The sequence below is a fragment of the Micromonospora sp. CPCC 206060 genome (assembly GCF_036906895.1).
Classification (GTDB): domain Bacteria; phylum Actinomycetota; class Actinomycetes; order Mycobacteriales; family Micromonosporaceae; genus Micromonospora.
Genome location: NZ_JBAKHU010000025.1, coordinates 1 through 14,276 on the forward strand (window position 1 = coordinate 1; position 14,276 = coordinate 14,276).

Consider the following 14,276-nt stretch of genomic DNA (forward strand, 5'->3'; position numbering starts at 1 on the left):
CTCAGAGGGCACTTTCTATCTCCGGGGTCCCGCCGACCCGACATTCATCGGTGGATCGAGGCTGAGCGCCACAGCGGACAGTTGCACCTGATGTCTTGTGCTGCCGAATTGCTCTGTTATGGATCAAGGCACCGCGCTGCGCGCGGTGCGGGCGCGGTGGTCCCGTCCGGCGGCAGGCCGCCCCGGCTGTCTGCGACGCCGGGGCGGGAAGCCGCCGACAGCCGACGGGGTGCCGCGCCCGCATCATGCGGAACCCGGACGACGACGGTGGCCAAGCCGTGACGATCGCCAGGGTGGCTGGCCGCCGTCGAGCTCTTGGCGATCGGCTGCCGCGCCGGCTACGCCGGCTTGCCCTCGGCCTTACCGGCTCACCTACACCGCGCCGGACCTGTCCGCCCCAGCGCCGCCTAGGCGGTCGCGGTGGACGCGGGCAGGGTGCGGCGGCTGGACCAGTGGGGCGTCCTGTCCGGCGCGCATTAACGCAGGCCACGTAGGAAGCCGGGCTTGCGCACCGTAACCGCCCATTCCTCGCCGAGCACCGCAGTGGCCGACTTAATCAGGTCCTGATCCCAGTCGGACAGGGCCTCCATGACGGGGGTCTTCCGCTTCACCGTGACCTCGATGTGCCGCGGCTTAACCAACTTCCACTCGGCCTCGCCGGCGACCTCGGCGAGCTTCGGGATCAGCGGACGCAGCCGGTCGACGATGACGGCCTGGGCGGGCATCAGCACCCCCTCCTCGGCGCTCTGGCGTGCATGCGTGGCCTCGGCCTCCCGCCGACGCTTCGCCTGCTCCCGCGTGGCCTCCTTGGCCCGAGCCTCGCGGCGTGGCTTGACGTGCGCCTCCAGCGCCTTCACGGCCTCATCCCGGGTTGCAGCGACGAAGTAGGGTTTGACAGCCACGAACACTGAGCTGCCGCCGGTTTCGTTGCCCTCGTCGACGAACACCGGGTCGAGGTCCTGGACTGCCGGCGGGTTGACGTCGGGCTGTGGCATTTGCCAGCCGATCACCATGCCGACAATTGGCTCCTGGTCATCGCCGAGATCCTGCGCGAGCCAGAGCGGATAGTGCTGCGGGATCATTGGTCTCCCCTGCGTCGAGTGGCTGCGGCTGTTTACAGTGCCAGGTGGACCCGGGATTCTTCGCCCCGCCGGGCCGTTCTGTCAGGCGATCTTGTAGACAGAATGTCCGGCCATGGCAAGGCTGGATCGGCAGCGTGCCGAACCGGCGGCCGAGAAGGGCAACCCGGCGTGCCATTAGCGTGCCATTGGGCCAGGTCAACCAAGGTCAACCGAGGCCAGTCGGGACCATCGCTGACCAGGTCGGCGGTCCTCCGAGCACCTACGGATCGAAGATTCCCAAGCTGACAGTGCGGGTTCGATTCCCGTCACCCGCTCCACCACGAAGGCCCTGGTCAGGACGTCAGTCCCCACCAGGGCCTTGGGTGTTCCAGCGCCAGCGATCGTGTGACGTGCCATTGGCCCCACCGCTGGCCGGGCGGTCCGGCGCGCTGCGGTCAGACGTCGAGGAGTTTTCGTCGTACCAGACGTCCTCGTAGCCGGGCGCCAGCACCACGCCCCAACCTGGCGGAAGATCGAGATACGGCCCAAGCTCCGGGGCGTGCTCGTCCAAGTGCTCAACATGTAACGGGGCGAAGAACTTGTCGTCGTCTCGTGGGATCGCCGGGCCGCGCCACACGAACCAGCCGTTGCTTTGACCGGCGATTGGGTGCCGCAGAGCGTTGAGTGGCTCCAGGTGGCGCGGACGCGACAACGCAAAGCCGACCATCGTCCGCTGTTCAGGGGGCGATGGCTTGACCACGAAACGCCGACAGATGTCGCGTAGCGCTGCGGAGACTCGGGAGCCCGTCGTACGTCGATGCCGACCGATCATGTCGCGCATTCTGTGAAGTCGAACCGAGCGGGGGCAATCCGAGTGCGACAGATGTCGTTAGCCTCGCCCCGTGAGCGAGTTGCCCCAGAAGCTGACCCGGGACGACGCGATCACGCTCGTCGACAGGATTCTCAACGGCGACTACACCAACGACGCCCAGGCGGTCAGCTGAGATCGTTGACCGTGCCGTGGCGTACCAGTCGATCGAAATGGCGTCCGTGGCCTGGACAGAACCCCCGGCCACTTAGCGCCACGTCACGCGGTGGCCGTCTTCACGCCTGCGCCACGCCCGACGCCGAACCGACTGACGTTGGAGTATTGACCCGGATGTGCTTTCAGAAAAGCAGAGCATGCTTCTCGGCGGGACAATCCGTCCAGTGGTGCTCGTAGTACACTTTGGCGTCGTCGCTTTCGGGCCAATTATCGTTGCCGGTCGCCGGAATATCTCAAGGATGGATGACCTCTGGTGCAGGTGGATCACACTAAAAAGCCGTCGTTAGCGGATGATCAAAGGTCTGGATCGCGGAAAGCTGTCGGCTGGATTGTGGGCATACAGGCGTATCTGCTGGCCTCGTATGCAGCTGCTTCCATCGTTCCCTACGCCTGGAACCCTCGGCCGTATCCATCTACGTGGTTGTGGATCGTGCCGGGCTGGCTGCTTGGATTGCCCGGCTATGTTGTTGCGATGCTGGGTTGGCCGATTTTCGCTGCAGCAGGTTTAATCGGAGCAATGTTGCTGTTCAGGCAACGTGATAATTTGGCTGCTGGTCGGTGGCGATGGCTTATGGTCACCACCCTTTTGACTCTAGTGGGCGCCGTTTTTGTTATGACGCCATTCGGGCTGCATTTGAAGGGCTGGACACTTGATTAGATTCCTGATCCATCGAGGATGCTCGGCGCATTAACTGGCATTTTTGGTGCTGGATTGTGAGGTTCGGCCGAGGCGGGGTAGGAGGGTTGTGTCATTAGCGTGCCATCGGACCAGGACACCAGGGGTAGCCGAGGTTAGCCGGGACCCTTGCTGACCTGGGCCCGTACCCAGAAGGCGCGGGCGTGACGAGGCCGGGCAAACGGCGGTGCGGTCATCGGCCAACCCGGGTGCCATTGGGTGGCCAGGTGAAAGTGGTGGTGCGGGTCGTCGGCCCGCCGGTACTGTCGCGGCTCAACATCACTCCGAGCAGCGAGGCGACATGAGCAGTAATGACGGTACGACGGTGCTGTGGCGCCCGACCGGGCCGGCAGAGCTGGATCTTGTCCGTGAGTCAGGGTGGCGGAAGTGGCCGCCGCGCCTGCCGGATCAGCCGATCTTCTACCCGGTCCTGAACGAGGATTACGCGATCATGATTGCCCGGGACTGGAACGTACCGAGTTCCGGCGTTGGTTACGTGACCCGTTTCCGGGTCGAGTCGGAGTTCCTGAGCCGGTACCCGGTCCAGCAGGTCGGCGGTAGGACGATCCTGGAGTTGTGGGTACCGGCTGAGGAATTGGACGAGTTCAACGCGCACATCGTCGGGCTGATCGAGGTCGTGCACGAGTTCCGGTAGCAGCGCGACCGGGTTCAGGGGGGTCGCCTTTACACTGCCCTGCGTGGACGTGGGCGTGGTGTGGCGGCTGTACCACCGGGGCGAGCTGGTCGGTGAGATCGACGAGCAGAGCAATGACTTCCCCCTGGACCTACGGCCGCTTTCATCCGCAGCCGGCGTTCGAGCCGCTGCGTCCGCTTTTTGTGGCCTGGACCGAGGCGGTTGACGCGGAGGACGACGAGGCAGTGGAACAGGCCTACGACGCGATCCGCGCGGCCGTCACGATGACCGATCCAGCGGGCCGCCCGGTCCCCGAGTTCATGCTCGGTATCGAGGGCGATGAGGCAGGCTTCCGCTGGCACGACAAGCCTTTCGCGGACGAATAGGGCCGGACGAGCCCGGCGGCCCTGCCGGCTCGCCAGCGCATCTTTGGGGCGCCGTCGAGAGGCGTCGGACCTCCACGGCAGGCTATGCCCATGAGTTACGACCTGGCGGTGTGGGAAGGCGATCGACCGGCGAGCGATGCCGAGGCGGGCGCGGTGTACGAGCGGCTCTACCGCGCGTACGTCGACGAGGGATATCCGACACCGCCGACGCCGCGCATCCGTGCCTATGTCGGTGCCCTCCTCGATCGGTGGATCGACCTCACCGAGGACGACGACGAGGAGCTGAGCCCTTGGTCGACGGGGCCGCTCATCAACGAGGCATCGGGGCCGTTCATCTACTTCCCGATGGTCTACAGCCGGTGCGTAGAGGTGTCAGCCGGTGCCGCGCGCCTGGCAGAGGAACACGGACTCGTCTGCTTCGACCCGCAGGAAGGTCGCCTCCGGCCCACGCCCCGGGAGAAGTAGCCGCCGTGACTCAGCGAGCTGTTGGCAGGGGCCGGGCCGGTCCGGCCGACAATCATGGTGTGCGTGACGACCTGATCGAGGTGCTGCGTTCATCGCCCGCCGTGACAGTCCATCCGGGCTCCGGTGCGCCGGAGGAGTGGATCGTTGCCGCCGAGACGGAACTCGGCATCCGCTTCCCGATGTCGTACCGCCGCTGGCTGGCGGAACTCAACGACACCTGGATCGCGGGTGAACCGGTGCTGTGCCTGGCGCCACCCGAGTTCGCCCGGGACGCCGACACGGACATCCGGTACCGTCCCCGGCTCGATCCGGCGTGGTCGGGTACGGAACTCACCGTATTCGTTCCGGACGGCGATGAACGGTACGTCCTGGCGTTGGACCGGCCGACGACGGAGGGTGAGGTCGCCGTCCTCCGCCATGATCTTGTCTCCGGCACCACCGAGGTCCACGCTGACAGCTTCGGCGGTTTTCTGCTGGCCATGGTCGCAGAGCCCGAGGGCGCCCGGCCCGTCCGGCAGGCCACGGAGGTGCCAGGGACGGTGTCCATCTGGGTCGGGACCGTCGGGGACGAGGATCAGTTGTTCGACCATGTGGAGATCCGCTACCCGGCGGCCGGTGAACCGACCAGCCGGTTCGGTACCGAGACCGGGCTCGGCTGGTACGACGAGGATCTGGCGGAGGGCAGTGTTTCCACCGACCCGGCGGTCTCTCTCGTCGAACACAGCTACGGCCCGAGCTTCGCGGCGGCGGCCAGGGCCGATCTGGCCGGGTACCCGGAGGTCAACGCGCTCTATCTGATCTACGACCTCGATGCGACGGCGCTCGCCGGCCGGGGTGGTCTGCTCCGGTTCCTCGGCGCCTACCGCTACACCCGTTGACCTGCCCCCGCCGTGCACCGCCGGGCTGCGGTCACAACCGCAGCCCGACGGCGGTCGTCACTGCGCGGGCCGGGGAGCCTGTGCGAGGTACAGCTCAAGCTGGATGTCGTCGGGGTCCCGGAAGGCGATCAGCGTGAAGCCGACCGGTGTGACCTTGATCCCGGAGTGCGTCACGCCGGCCCCGGTCAGCCGGGCGACCCAGGCTTCCAGTTCCGCCATGGTGTCCACGGCGAACGCCACATGGTCGAGACCGGTCCGGCGCTCGCTGAACTCCGCGTCCGCATCCGCGTGCCGGTGCTTCGTCAGCCCGATGAGGACTCCGCTCGGGTGCCGCATGATGCGCCGTTCGAAACCGTCGGTGTTCAGTTCGAACACCACCGAGAAGTCCAGGACGTCGCTGTACCACTGCACCGATCTGCCGAGGTCACGGACGTTGAGGGTGACGTGGTGGATCCCGGAGAGGTTCGTGTCGGACACGTATCGCGCCTTTCATCGCCGCTGCGACCGCTCGAACGCGGTCGCAACGCTAGAACCTACGGCAGTTCCGGAGGCTCATCCGACCCGTAATGTGGGCCCGGATCCCTTATGCTGCCCCGGATCGCGCCCCCACGGTCGGTCCGCAGAGAGTTTCTCCTGGTTAACCGGGTGTCCGGTCGGCTGCCGTACCGTCCGGTGAACCCGATTCCCGAGGGCTCGGCCGGACCGTAGGCTCCAGATCATGCGCATTGGCATCGTGATTCTCCCCGACCGGCGCTGGTCGGAGTCGGAGCACCGGTGGCGGCAGGCCGAGCAGTGGGGGTTCGACCACGCCTGGACGTACGACCACCTGGGTTGGCGGGACCTGGTCGACGGGCCGTGGTTCGACTCGGTGCCGACGCTGACCGCCGCCGCGATGGTGACCTCACGGATCCGGCTCGGCACCCTGGTCGCCTCGCCCAACTTCCGTCATCCGGTGCATTTTGCCCGGCAGGTCACCGCCCTCGACGACGTGTCCGGCGGCCGGGTGCTGCTCGGCGTCGGTGCCGGCGGGATCGGCTTCGACTCCGCCGTACTCGGTGGGGAGACCCTGCCGCCGAAGCAGCGGGTCGACCGGTTCGCCGAGTTCGTCGAACTGCTCGACCTGGTGCTGCGGGAGGACGGTGTCGACTGGCGGGGCGACTGGTTCGCCGCCGTGGACGCGCGACGTAACCCGGGCTGCGTGCAGACCCCCAGGGTGCCCTTCGTGGTGGCGGCCAACGGGCCGCGCTCGATGCGGCTCGCGGCCCGCTTCGGGCAGGGCTGGGTGACCACCGGAGCGGGTGGGGACGATCTGGAGACCTGGTGGGACTCGGTGGCGGATCTGACGGAGCGGATGGACAAGATCCTGGCCGCTGTCGGGCGGGACCCGGCCACCCTGGACCGCTATCTCTCACTCGACTCCGCCCCGGTCTTCTCGCTGACCAGCGCGACGTTCTTCGCCGACGCGGTGGCCCGGGCCGCCCGGCTCGGCTTCACCGACGTGATGACGCACTGGCCGCGCGCGTCCAGCTGGTACGCCGGTGACGAGGCGGTGCTGACGGAGGTGGCGACCGGGCTGCTGCCCGAGCTGCGGCGCCTCGACCCCGAGCGCGGATGAGCGCTCGATAAGGGGCGGAATCCCGGGGGTGACCGGCGGACACCCCTGGTCAGCTTGCGCCGGGCCGGTCAGCTGGTCCGGTCATCTGGTCCGGTCAGCCGGTCGGGTCAGCCGGTCCGGTTGTGCTGTTTCTCGTCAGCCGGAACCAGCCGGAACCGGAGGCAGACGATCCCGGTGGTGTCGATGACCGTCTCGCCCTGCCGGGCCCAGTAGGCCAGGTGGCCGGCGCGCCACGCGTCGAGGGATTTGTCACCCTCCCCCTCGGCCCGGGCGAACTCCCACGGCACGGTCGCGAAGGGTCGCACCTGAACGTCGGTGATCTCGACGACCCCGATCGGGGCGTCGGCGTCGTCGACCAGGACGAGTCGTTCGCCGACGTGCTCCAGTTCCTCGCCCTCGTGGGCGTACTCGGTGAGCAGGCCGGCGGTGGCGGTCTTGGCGCCGGTCAGCACCAGCGTGTTGAGCCGGTCGCGTAGCCCGCCCGGCGTGCCGAGGGCCAGCGTGCGTAGTCCGTCGATCCGGGGCCACATGACCGGTACGGTACGCGGCCGGGGTGGGTCCGATGAGCTGGGCGGCGTGGTGGATCGCCACGATCACCTGGTCGTCGCCGGTGCGGGCGTGTACGTCGGCCGGTGGTACGCCTCGTCCAGGGTTCCGGTAGCCATGAATGGATCGTCGAACCTGGATCAGGGTTGAGGTCAAGGGTGCAGGTCGGTGGCCCGGAGCAGGGCGTGCAGCCGGAGCTCCCGTACCGCATCGGTCGGGCAGTCGGCGACGAGGGCGGCGGACCCCACCCACTGTGCGTCGCGTACCGCACAGATGTCCCGGACCGCCCGTAACTGTGCACCGCTCGCCACCCAGTCGTCGACCACCAGCACCCGGTCACCGGCGCCGAGGTGCCGGTCGAGGATGCCGAGCCGGACCCGCCGCCCCCGGTAGTCGGGTGGGCTGTCGGCCCAGGTCACCGACCCCGGTAGCCGCCGGTCGGCGGGTTTGTGCGCGACCACGAAACCGGTGCCCAGGGCGGCGGCGGCCAGCGGGCCGAGCAGCAGTCCGGTGACGGCTGGGGCGACCACCACGGTGGGCTGCGCGGCGCGGAACGGTGCGACCAGGGCGGGTCCTATTCCGGCCAGGATCTCCGGATCACGCCACCAGCCGGAGGTGTCGCTCACCAGGTGACTGCTGTGCGGTCCCGGGTCCACCCAGGTGAACAGCTCGGCGAGGCGTCGGCTCAGCTGCGCGGTCACCCGCCCATCCTCGACCACCCGGGTCGTCCGACCCACGCGCCCTCGGATGATCGGCTACACGTTTCCGCGCAAATGCGGATCAATCTGCGTGATCACGTTGACTTCGGAAGTGCTTCTCTCGTTACGGTCCGACCCGATCCGACGTACGAGAAGGGACGGGATCGTGACCGGAAAGCACTCCCGAGCAGGCATTTTCCGTACGCCGGTGGGCATGGTGGCGACCGCCGCAGTGGCCACGGTGGTGACCATCGGCGGCGCTTTCGGCGCGATCCAGCTCACCTCCGCCGAGGGCGGTGCCGCGCCGGCACCGGTGGAGAGCAGCGGCTGGCCGGTTCCGGCGGCGAGCAGCCCGGCGGCCACCACGCCGGCCGCCACCCTGAGTGCCAGTGTCACCGCCACGCCGGCCAGCCCGAAGGTGACCCGGTCGCCCCAGCGGGCGTCGCGGGCGACGACCCGGACGGCGGCGCCCCGGCCCACCCCGAAGGCGACGGGGAGCACCGCGAAGCCGGCCGCCCCGAAGGCGGTGGAGACCGGTTCCTGTGGCGCGTCGTTCTACAGCGAGGGTCAGTTGACCGCCAACGGTGAGAACTTCGACCCGTCGGCGATGACCGCCGCGCACAAGACGCTGCCGTTCGGTACGAAGGTCCGGGTGACCAACCCGTCGACCGGTGAATCGGTCACCGTCCGGATCAACGACCGTGGCCCGTTCATCGATGGTCGTTGCCTTGACCTGTCCCGGGCGGCGTTCGCCGCGATCGCCTCGCTCGACCTCGGACATCTGACGGTCCGTTACGAGGTGCTCGGATAACCGCTCGTCAGGGATGTCGCAGGTACGCCGGGTGGACAGAACCGGATCGGACGAGGGGTCAGGTTCATACCCTCCTGGACATCCATCAGGCATGCTGTTCGGCGTACGCATGCATGCATTCCAGTCGGGCCGCCGCCCGCTGAGCCCTGGATCCCGCGCCGGTCTCGGCGCGGCCCTTGTCCTGCTCGCACTCGTCTCGGCGGTGGAGATCGCCGACGGACCCCAGGCCCATTACATCGCCCTGTTCGTGGCGGCGCCGTTCCTGGCCGCCGCGCTCGCGCCCTGGCGGGTGGTGCTGGGGGTGGGCGCCGGCGCGACCATGATCGGGGCGGCGTTCGTCCTGGCCGAGGAGCGGGTCTCGCTGGACAACGCGGTCAGTGTGGTGGTGATCGCGTTGGCCACCGGGATCGCCGCGGCGGTCGCAGCCGTCCGTCAGCGGCAGGCGGAACAGATCGCCGAGCTGTCCCGGTTGGCCGCCGTGGCCCAGCAGGCGGTGCTGCGGCCCCTCGGCCCGCAGGTGGGCACCCTCACGGTCGCCGGCCGGTACATCTCGGCGACCGCGACCGCCGACATCGGTGGCGACCTGTACGAGGTGATCGACACCCCGTACGGGGTCCGCATGATCATCGGTGACGTACGGGGCAAGGGGCTGGACGCGGTCCGGTTGGCCAGTATCGTGCTGGGCTCCTACCGGCATGTCGCCTTCGAGCGGGCCGACCTGCGGGCGATCGTGGCGGACCTGGACCGGGCCGTGGCGCGCAGCGTCGGTGACGAGGACTTCGTCACCGCCGCCCTGGTCGAGGAGCGGGGCGGCACCCTGACCATCGTGAACTGTGGGCACCCGGCGCCGCTGCTGCTGCGGCGCGGGCAGGTGATCCCGCTGGAGCCGCCCGCCCCGGCACCACCGCTGGGGTTCATGCCGGTGGTCCGCCCACGGGTGGAGCGGCTGGAGCCCGGTGACCGGCTGCTGCTCTTCACCGATGGTCTGGGCGAGGCCCGGCGGGACGGCGAGTTCTTCCCGACCGCCGACCGGGCCTGGCGGCTGCTCGGGCACGGTACCGTCGGCGACGGGCTGGCCTCGCTGGAGACCGCGCTCGTCGAGTGGGTGCACGGGCGGCTCGACGACGACATCGCGCTGGTGCTCATGGAGTACACCGGTCCGCGTACCGGGGGTGGCTGTCCGGTGCCGAGTTGGGAGCTGGGCGCCGCCGAGGCGTGACCAGCGCTGCCGGGGCCCTGACCGGCGCGACCAGGGCCGCTGTCCGGTCCGGATCACGTGCAATGTCAACTTTGTGATCGTCGTCACTTCTATCGGCGGCTTGTCGATACCTACCCGTGAGTAATAGAGTCGGGGTTACTGATCGGTAACACCTGTCCGGAAGCGGGGCCAGCGAACATGACCCACTACAAGAGCAACCTCCGGGACCTTGAGTTCAACCTCTTCGAGGTCTTCGGTGTCGACCGGTTGTTCGGCCAGGAGCCGTACGCCGATCTCGACCTGGACACGGCCCGCAGCTTCATCGCGGAGGTGGACCGCCTGGCCCGCGAGGACCTGGCGGCCAGCTACACCGACAGCGACCGCAACCCTCCGGTCTTCGACCCGGCGACGCACACCGCGCCGCTGCCCGAGTCCTTCAAGAAGTCGTACCGGGCCTTCATGGACTCCGAGTTCTGGCGGCTGGACCTCCCGCCGGAGCTGGACGGCACCAACGCGCCGCGCGCCCTCTGGTGGTCCCTCGCCGAGCTGGTGCTCGGTGCCAACGCCCCGATCTGGATGTACGCCTCCGGCCCGTCCTTCGCCACCACCCTGCTGCGCGAGGGCACCGAGCAGCAGAAGAAGTGGGCCAAGCTCTTGGTGGAGAAGCAGTGGGGCTCGACCATGGTGCTGACCGAGCCGGACGCCGGCTCGGACGTCGGCGCCGGTCGTACCCGCGCCATCCCGCAGCCGGACGGCTCGTGGCACATCGAGGGCGTCAAGCGGTTCATCACCTCGGGTGAGCACGACCTCGCGGACAACATCATCCACTACGTGCTCGCCCGTCCGGTCGGCGTCGAGGGCGTCGGCGGCCCGGGTACGAAGGGCCTCTCCCTCTTCGTCGTGCCGAAGTTCCACTTCGACGAGGAGACCGGCGAGTTGAGCGAGCGCAACGGCGTCTTCGCCACCAACGTCGAGCACAAGATGGGCCTGAAGGTCTCGAACACCTGCGAGGTGACCTTCGGCGAGCACGGCGTACCGGCCAAGGGCTGGCTCCTCGGTGGGGTGCACGAGGGCATCCGGCAGATGTTCCTGATCATCGAGTACGCCCGGATGATGGTCGGCACCAAGGCGATCGCCACCCTCTCCACCGGCTACCTCAACGCGCTGGAGTACGCGAAGAACCGCGTACAGGGCGCCGACCTGCTCCAGATGGCCGACAAGACCGCACCCCGGGTGACCATCACCCACCACCCGGACGTGCGCCGGTCGCTGATGCTGCAGAAGTCGTACGCCGAGGGCCTGCGCGCCCTGGTCTGCTACACCGCGAGCTGGCAGGACAAGGTGGCGCTGGCCGAGTCGGCCGGTGACGAGAAGGCGACCAAGCTCGCCAAGCGGGTCAACGACCTGCTGCTCCCGCTGGTCAAGGGGGTCGGCTCGGAGCGGGCGTACGAGCTGCTCGGCCACGAGGCCCTGCAGACCTTCGGTGGTTCGGGCTTCCTCCAGGACTACCCGCTGGAGCAGTACGTCCGGGACGCGAAGATCGACACCCTGTACGAGGGCACCACCGCGATCCAGAGCCTCGACCTGTTCTTCCGCAAGATCGTGCGGGACAACGGCAAGGCGCTGACGGCGGTGGCCGGCGAGATCCAGGAGTTCATCGCCTCCGAGGGCGGCAACGGCCAGCTCAAGGAGGAGCGGGCCGCGCTGGGCCGGGCCCTGGCCGAGGTGCAGACCATGCTGGCCACGATGACCGGCTGGCTGGGCGAGGCCCAGGGCGGCGACGCCCGGGCGCTCTACAAGGTCGGCCTGAGTAGCCGCCGGTTCCTGCTCGCCGTCGGTGACCTGGTGGTCGGCTGGCTGCTCCAGCGGCAGGCCGACGTGGCGCTGCGGGCCCTGGCGGGCGAGGTGCCGGCGACCGACCGGTCGTTCTACGCCGGCAAGGTGGCGGCGGCGAAGTTCTTCGCCCGCGAGGTGCTGCCCCGCATCGGCGCCGACCGCCGGATCATCCAGTCCACCGACCTGGACGTGATGGACCTGCCGGAGGACGCGTTCTGATCGGGACGGCGATCTGCTGAGTCACGAAGCGGACGGCGAGCTGATGCTCGCCGGCCGCCGCGTTATGGTGGAGGCAGCAGCATCATGCTTTGTCCCGAAAAGTACAAGAAAGCCCAGAGCCACCGCACGGGGGAGTGCAGCGCACATGGGCATCGGAAGCGGCATCTTTCTCATCGCAATAGGAGCAATCCTGACATTTGCTATCAGGGCGAATGTCTGGTGGATCGATCTGCGCGCAGTCGGCTGGGTCTTCATCCTGGCCGGTCTCGCCGTACTGCTGACCACGCTCTGGTTCTGGCAGGACCGGCGCAAGCGGGCCCGCACACTCATCGTGGAGGAGAACCGGCTCTCCCATCCGACCGCGATGATGCCGCCACCACCCGACCCGCCACCGCCTACCGCGCCACCGAGCTGACCGGACGCGCCCGCCCACGTGCGGCGCCTCGGAGCTGACCGGCTCTTCGGTCAGGCCCGGGCGGTGTGCGCCCTGACCAGTGGCGCCGTGCCCGGCCCGAGATCCGCCCAGGCGGTACCGACCCGGTGCGCGGCCAGTCCCGCCGTGCGGAGCCCCTCGTCGCGTAACTGTCCGGGATCGAGCAGCCCGGAGAGCAGCGAGATGCCCGGGTTGTGGGCGATGAGCAGCACGGTGGACGTGGCCTGATCAACGGCCCGGACGAGTTCCAGCAACTCCCCCGGGCTGGCCGCGTACGCCGTCGTCTCGTAGCGGACCTGCGGGCCGGTGGAGGGGACGTGCCCGGCCGGCTGGTCCGCCCTACCGGACAATCCGAGGGCCACCCCGTGCCAGGTCTGCCGGGTCCGGGCGGCCGGCGAGCAGATCACCAGCGTCGGCAGGTACCCGTGGTCGGTCAGCCAGGCCCCGGCGGCGACGGCGTCGGCCCGTCCCCGGACCGCCAGCGGGCGCTCCACGTCCGCCACCCCCGGCGGGCTCTCCGCCTTGGCATGCCGCAGCAGGACCAGTGTCCGTTCCGTACCCGTGCCCTCCGTCATGGCTTCAGCCTGCCTGATTGGGAATCGCAGTGTCGGGGTAAGTCGATGTGTGCCGCAACCTCATCCGTGGCCGCGGCGGGTACTGGACGCCAGCTTGAAGCCAAGGAGGGCGAAGAAGTGGGCATCGGTGGAAGCATCTTCCTGATCGCGCTGGGTGCGATCCTCGCGTTCGCGGTGGACGCCGACCTGGGCTGGCTCAGCCTGAGCACCGTTGGCTGGGTGCTCATGCTCGCCGGGCTGGTCGGTCTGATCATGACCGCGTGGTTCTGGCAGAGCCGTCGACGTACCGTCGTCGCCGCCCCGGTCCGGGAGGAGCGGGTGGTCCCGGTCCAGGACGACCGGGTGGTCGAGGAGTACCGCGAGGTACGCCGCCCGGGCCGCACCTACTGACCCGGCGACGGGCCGCACCTGCTGACTGAACCACGGAGGCCCGGGGACCCGCAACGGGTCCCCGGCCTCCGTCGTGACCGCCGGTCATCCGGGGGTGCGGGTTCAGGCGAACAGGGCAAAGTAGATCGCGATGTGGTGGCAGATCGCGGCCACCAGGGTGCAGGCGTGGAAGAACTCGTGGTGACCGAAGACGGTCGGCCACGGGTTCGGCCGGCGCAGCGCGTAGAAGACCGCACCCACGCTGTAGACCGCGCCCCCGACGATCAGCAGCACCAGCGTGGTCACCCCGCCGTTGCCGAGGATGTCCGGCAGTACCGCGACCGCCACCCAGCCGAGGGCGAGGTAGAGCGGCGCGGAAACCCAGCGCGGTGCGTGCGGCCAGACCAGCTTCAGGGCCACCCCGGCCAGTGCACCGCCCCAGACCAGGCAGAGCAGCAGCGTCGCCTTGCCGGACGGCAGGAGCAGGACGCAGAGCGGGGTGTACGTGCCGGCGATGAACACGAAGATCATCGAATGGTCCATCCGGCGCATGATCTGGTAGCCGCGCTCGGACCAGACCCGCCGGTGGTAGAGCGCGCTGGTGCCGAAGAGCCCACAGACGGTCAGGCTGTAGACGGCGCAGCTCACCAGCGGCGCCCAGCCGGGACGGGCCGCGGCCAGGGAACAGAGGACGATGCCGCAGACGAGTGCGACGAAGAACGCGTACGTGTGCAGCCAGCCGCGCATCCGGGGTTTACCGATGTCGACCGGCTTCAGCCGCAACGGGGCAGAGGTGGTCACCTCCTTAGGTTACGGCACCGTAGGTTACCT

Annotated in this window: 18 protein-coding genes; 11 read left to right on the forward strand and 7 right to left on the reverse strand. The window is 68.7% G+C overall.

Annotation, left to right across the window (positions count from 1 at the left end; translation table 11 throughout):
- Window positions 1–476: 476 nt before the first annotated feature.
- Both V6U90_RS17145 and V6U90_RS17150 read right to left on the reverse strand, forming a co-directional pair.
- The gene (locus V6U90_RS17145) at window positions 477–1,082 is read right to left on the reverse strand and encodes a hypothetical protein (RefSeq protein ID WP_334437130.1); all 606 of its coding nucleotides are present in this window, start codon (window positions 1,080–1,082) and stop codon (window positions 477–479) included.
- A gap of 340 nt (window positions 1,083–1,422) precedes the next feature.
- Window positions 1,423–1,902, reverse strand: a complete 480-nt coding sequence (locus V6U90_RS17150; protein ID WP_334437133.1) for an immunity protein Imm33 domain-containing protein — start codon at window positions 1,900–1,902, stop codon at window positions 1,423–1,425.
- 457 nt (window positions 1,903–2,359) lie between these two features.
- Here V6U90_RS17150 and V6U90_RS17155 point away from each other — a divergent pair, with 457 nt between their 5' ends.
- The 5 genes from V6U90_RS17155 to V6U90_RS17175 all read left to right on the forward strand — a co-directional run bounded on the left by V6U90_RS17155 (window position 2,360) and on the right by V6U90_RS17175 (window position 5,145).
- Complete coding sequence (locus V6U90_RS17155; protein ID WP_334437135.1) at window positions 2,360–2,764, forward strand: hypothetical protein; 405 nt, start codon at window positions 2,360–2,362, stop codon at window positions 2,762–2,764.
- 319 nt (window positions 2,765–3,083) lie between these two features.
- Entirely contained in the window at window positions 3,084–3,437 is a 354-nt protein-coding gene (locus tag V6U90_RS17160) for a hypothetical protein (protein WP_334437137.1), read from the forward strand.
- A gap of 113 nt (window positions 3,438–3,550) precedes the next feature.
- Complete coding sequence (locus V6U90_RS17165) at window positions 3,551–3,802, forward strand: hypothetical protein (protein WP_334437140.1); 252 nt, start codon at window positions 3,551–3,553, stop codon at window positions 3,800–3,802.
- Window positions 3,803–3,892: 90 nt separating this feature from the next.
- Window positions 3,893–4,267, forward strand: coding sequence for a hypothetical protein (locus V6U90_RS17170; RefSeq protein ID WP_334437143.1), 375 nt, complete (start codon window positions 3,893–3,895; stop codon window positions 4,265–4,267).
- A 59-nt stretch (window positions 4,268–4,326) separates the two neighbouring features.
- Window positions 4,327–5,145 (forward strand): immunity 22 family protein, encoded by an 819-nt coding sequence (locus tag V6U90_RS17175; RefSeq protein WP_334437145.1) that lies wholly within the window; start codon window positions 4,327–4,329, stop codon window positions 5,143–5,145.
- Between the two features lie 57 nt (window positions 5,146–5,202).
- On the opposite strand, the gene V6U90_RS17180 is transcribed toward V6U90_RS17175, so the two are convergent.
- Window positions 5,203–5,622, reverse strand: coding sequence for a VOC family protein (locus tag V6U90_RS17180; RefSeq protein ID WP_334437148.1), 420 nt, complete (start codon window positions 5,620–5,622; stop codon window positions 5,203–5,205).
- Between the two features lie 241 nt (window positions 5,623–5,863).
- On the opposite strand from V6U90_RS17180, the gene V6U90_RS17185 reads away from it, so the two are divergent.
- Window positions 5,864–6,760, forward strand: coding sequence for an LLM class flavin-dependent oxidoreductase (locus V6U90_RS17185; RefSeq protein ID WP_334437151.1), 897 nt, complete (start codon window positions 5,864–5,866; stop codon window positions 6,758–6,760).
- A 107-nt stretch (window positions 6,761–6,867) separates the two neighbouring features.
- On the opposite strand, the gene V6U90_RS17190 is transcribed toward V6U90_RS17185, so the two are convergent.
- Entirely contained in the window at window positions 6,868–7,290 is a 423-nt protein-coding gene (locus V6U90_RS17190; RefSeq protein WP_334437153.1) for an ASCH domain-containing protein, read from the reverse strand.
- A 168-nt stretch (window positions 7,291–7,458) separates the two neighbouring features.
- Window positions 7,459–8,007 (reverse strand): phosphoribosyltransferase family protein, encoded by a 549-nt coding sequence (locus tag V6U90_RS17195; protein ID WP_334437155.1) that lies wholly within the window; start codon window positions 8,005–8,007, stop codon window positions 7,459–7,461.
- Between the two features lie 163 nt (window positions 8,008–8,170).
- Between V6U90_RS17195 and V6U90_RS17200 the strand changes: the two genes are divergently transcribed.
- The 4 genes from V6U90_RS17200 to V6U90_RS17215 all read left to right on the forward strand — a co-directional run bounded on the left by V6U90_RS17200 (window position 8,171) and on the right by V6U90_RS17215 (window position 12,483).
- Window positions 8,171–8,815 carry a septal ring lytic transglycosylase RlpA family protein gene (locus tag V6U90_RS17200; protein ID WP_334437157.1) on the forward strand — a complete coding sequence of 215 codons (645 nt, stop codon included), beginning with the start codon at window positions 8,171–8,173 and terminating at the stop codon, window positions 8,813–8,815.
- Window positions 8,816–8,906: 91 nt separating this feature from the next.
- Entirely contained in the window at window positions 8,907–10,034 is a 1,128-nt protein-coding gene (locus V6U90_RS17205; protein ID WP_334437159.1) for a PP2C family protein-serine/threonine phosphatase, read from the forward strand.
- A gap of 177 nt (window positions 10,035–10,211) precedes the next feature.
- Window positions 10,212–12,068, forward strand: a complete 1,857-nt coding sequence (locus V6U90_RS17210) for an acyl-CoA dehydrogenase (protein ID WP_334437161.1) — start codon at window positions 10,212–10,214, stop codon at window positions 12,066–12,068.
- A gap of 145 nt (window positions 12,069–12,213) precedes the next feature.
- Window positions 12,214–12,483, forward strand: coding sequence for a DUF6458 family protein (locus V6U90_RS17215; protein ID WP_088996804.1), 270 nt, complete (start codon window positions 12,214–12,216; stop codon window positions 12,481–12,483).
- Window positions 12,484–12,533: 50 nt separating this feature from the next.
- Here the strand turns inward: V6U90_RS17215 and V6U90_RS17220 are convergent, their stop codons facing one another.
- Window positions 12,534–13,076, reverse strand: coding sequence for a SixA phosphatase family protein (locus V6U90_RS17220; protein ID WP_334437170.1), 543 nt, complete (start codon window positions 13,074–13,076; stop codon window positions 12,534–12,536).
- A gap of 117 nt (window positions 13,077–13,193) precedes the next feature.
- On the opposite strand from V6U90_RS17220, the gene V6U90_RS17225 reads away from it, so the two are divergent.
- On the forward strand, window positions 13,194–13,466 hold the full coding sequence (locus tag V6U90_RS17225) for a DUF6458 family protein (RefSeq protein ID WP_208812247.1): 273 nt from the start codon (window positions 13,194–13,196) through the stop codon (window positions 13,464–13,466).
- A gap of 102 nt (window positions 13,467–13,568) precedes the next feature.
- On the opposite strand, the gene trhA is transcribed toward V6U90_RS17225, so the two are convergent.
- Window positions 13,569–14,246 (reverse strand): PAQR family membrane homeostasis protein TrhA, encoded by a 678-nt coding sequence (gene trhA / locus V6U90_RS17230; protein WP_334437176.1) that lies wholly within the window; start codon window positions 14,244–14,246, stop codon window positions 13,569–13,571.
- Between the last annotated feature and the right edge of the window lie 30 nt (window positions 14,247–14,276).

Bases quoted from the DNA above. Each gene is read 5' to 3' on its own strand.
- V6U90_RS17145 (WP_334437130.1), bottom strand. From the start codon at position 1,082: ATGATCCCGCAGCACTATCCGCTCTGGCTCGCGCAGGATCTCGGCGAT.
- V6U90_RS17150 (WP_334437133.1), bottom strand. From the start codon at position 1,902: ATGCGCGACATGATCGGTCGGCATCGACGTACGACGGGCTCCCGAGTC.
- V6U90_RS17160 (WP_334437137.1), top strand. From the start codon at position 3,084: ATGAGCAGTAATGACGGTACGACGGTGCTGTGGCGCCCGACCGGGCCG.
- V6U90_RS17165 (WP_334437140.1), top strand. From the start codon at position 3,551: ATGACTTCCCCCTGGACCTACGGCCGCTTTCATCCGCAGCCGGCGTTC.
- V6U90_RS17170 (WP_334437143.1), top strand. From the start codon at position 3,893: ATGAGTTACGACCTGGCGGTGTGGGAAGGCGATCGACCGGCGAGCGAT.
- V6U90_RS17185 (WP_334437151.1), top strand. From the start codon at position 5,864: ATGCGCATTGGCATCGTGATTCTCCCCGACCGGCGCTGGTCGGAGTCG.
- V6U90_RS17190 (WP_334437153.1), bottom strand. From the start codon at position 7,290: ATGTGGCCCCGGATCGACGGACTACGCACGCTGGCCCTCGGCACGCCG.
- V6U90_RS17205 (WP_334437159.1), top strand. From the start codon at position 8,907: ATGCTGTTCGGCGTACGCATGCATGCATTCCAGTCGGGCCGCCGCCCG.
- V6U90_RS17210 (WP_334437161.1), top strand. From the start codon at position 10,212: ATGACCCACTACAAGAGCAACCTCCGGGACCTTGAGTTCAACCTCTTC.
- V6U90_RS17215 (WP_088996804.1), top strand. From the start codon at position 12,214: ATGGGCATCGGAAGCGGCATCTTTCTCATCGCAATAGGAGCAATCCTG.
- V6U90_RS17220 (WP_334437170.1), bottom strand. From the start codon at position 13,076: ATGACGGAGGGCACGGGTACGGAACGGACACTGGTCCTGCTGCGGCAT.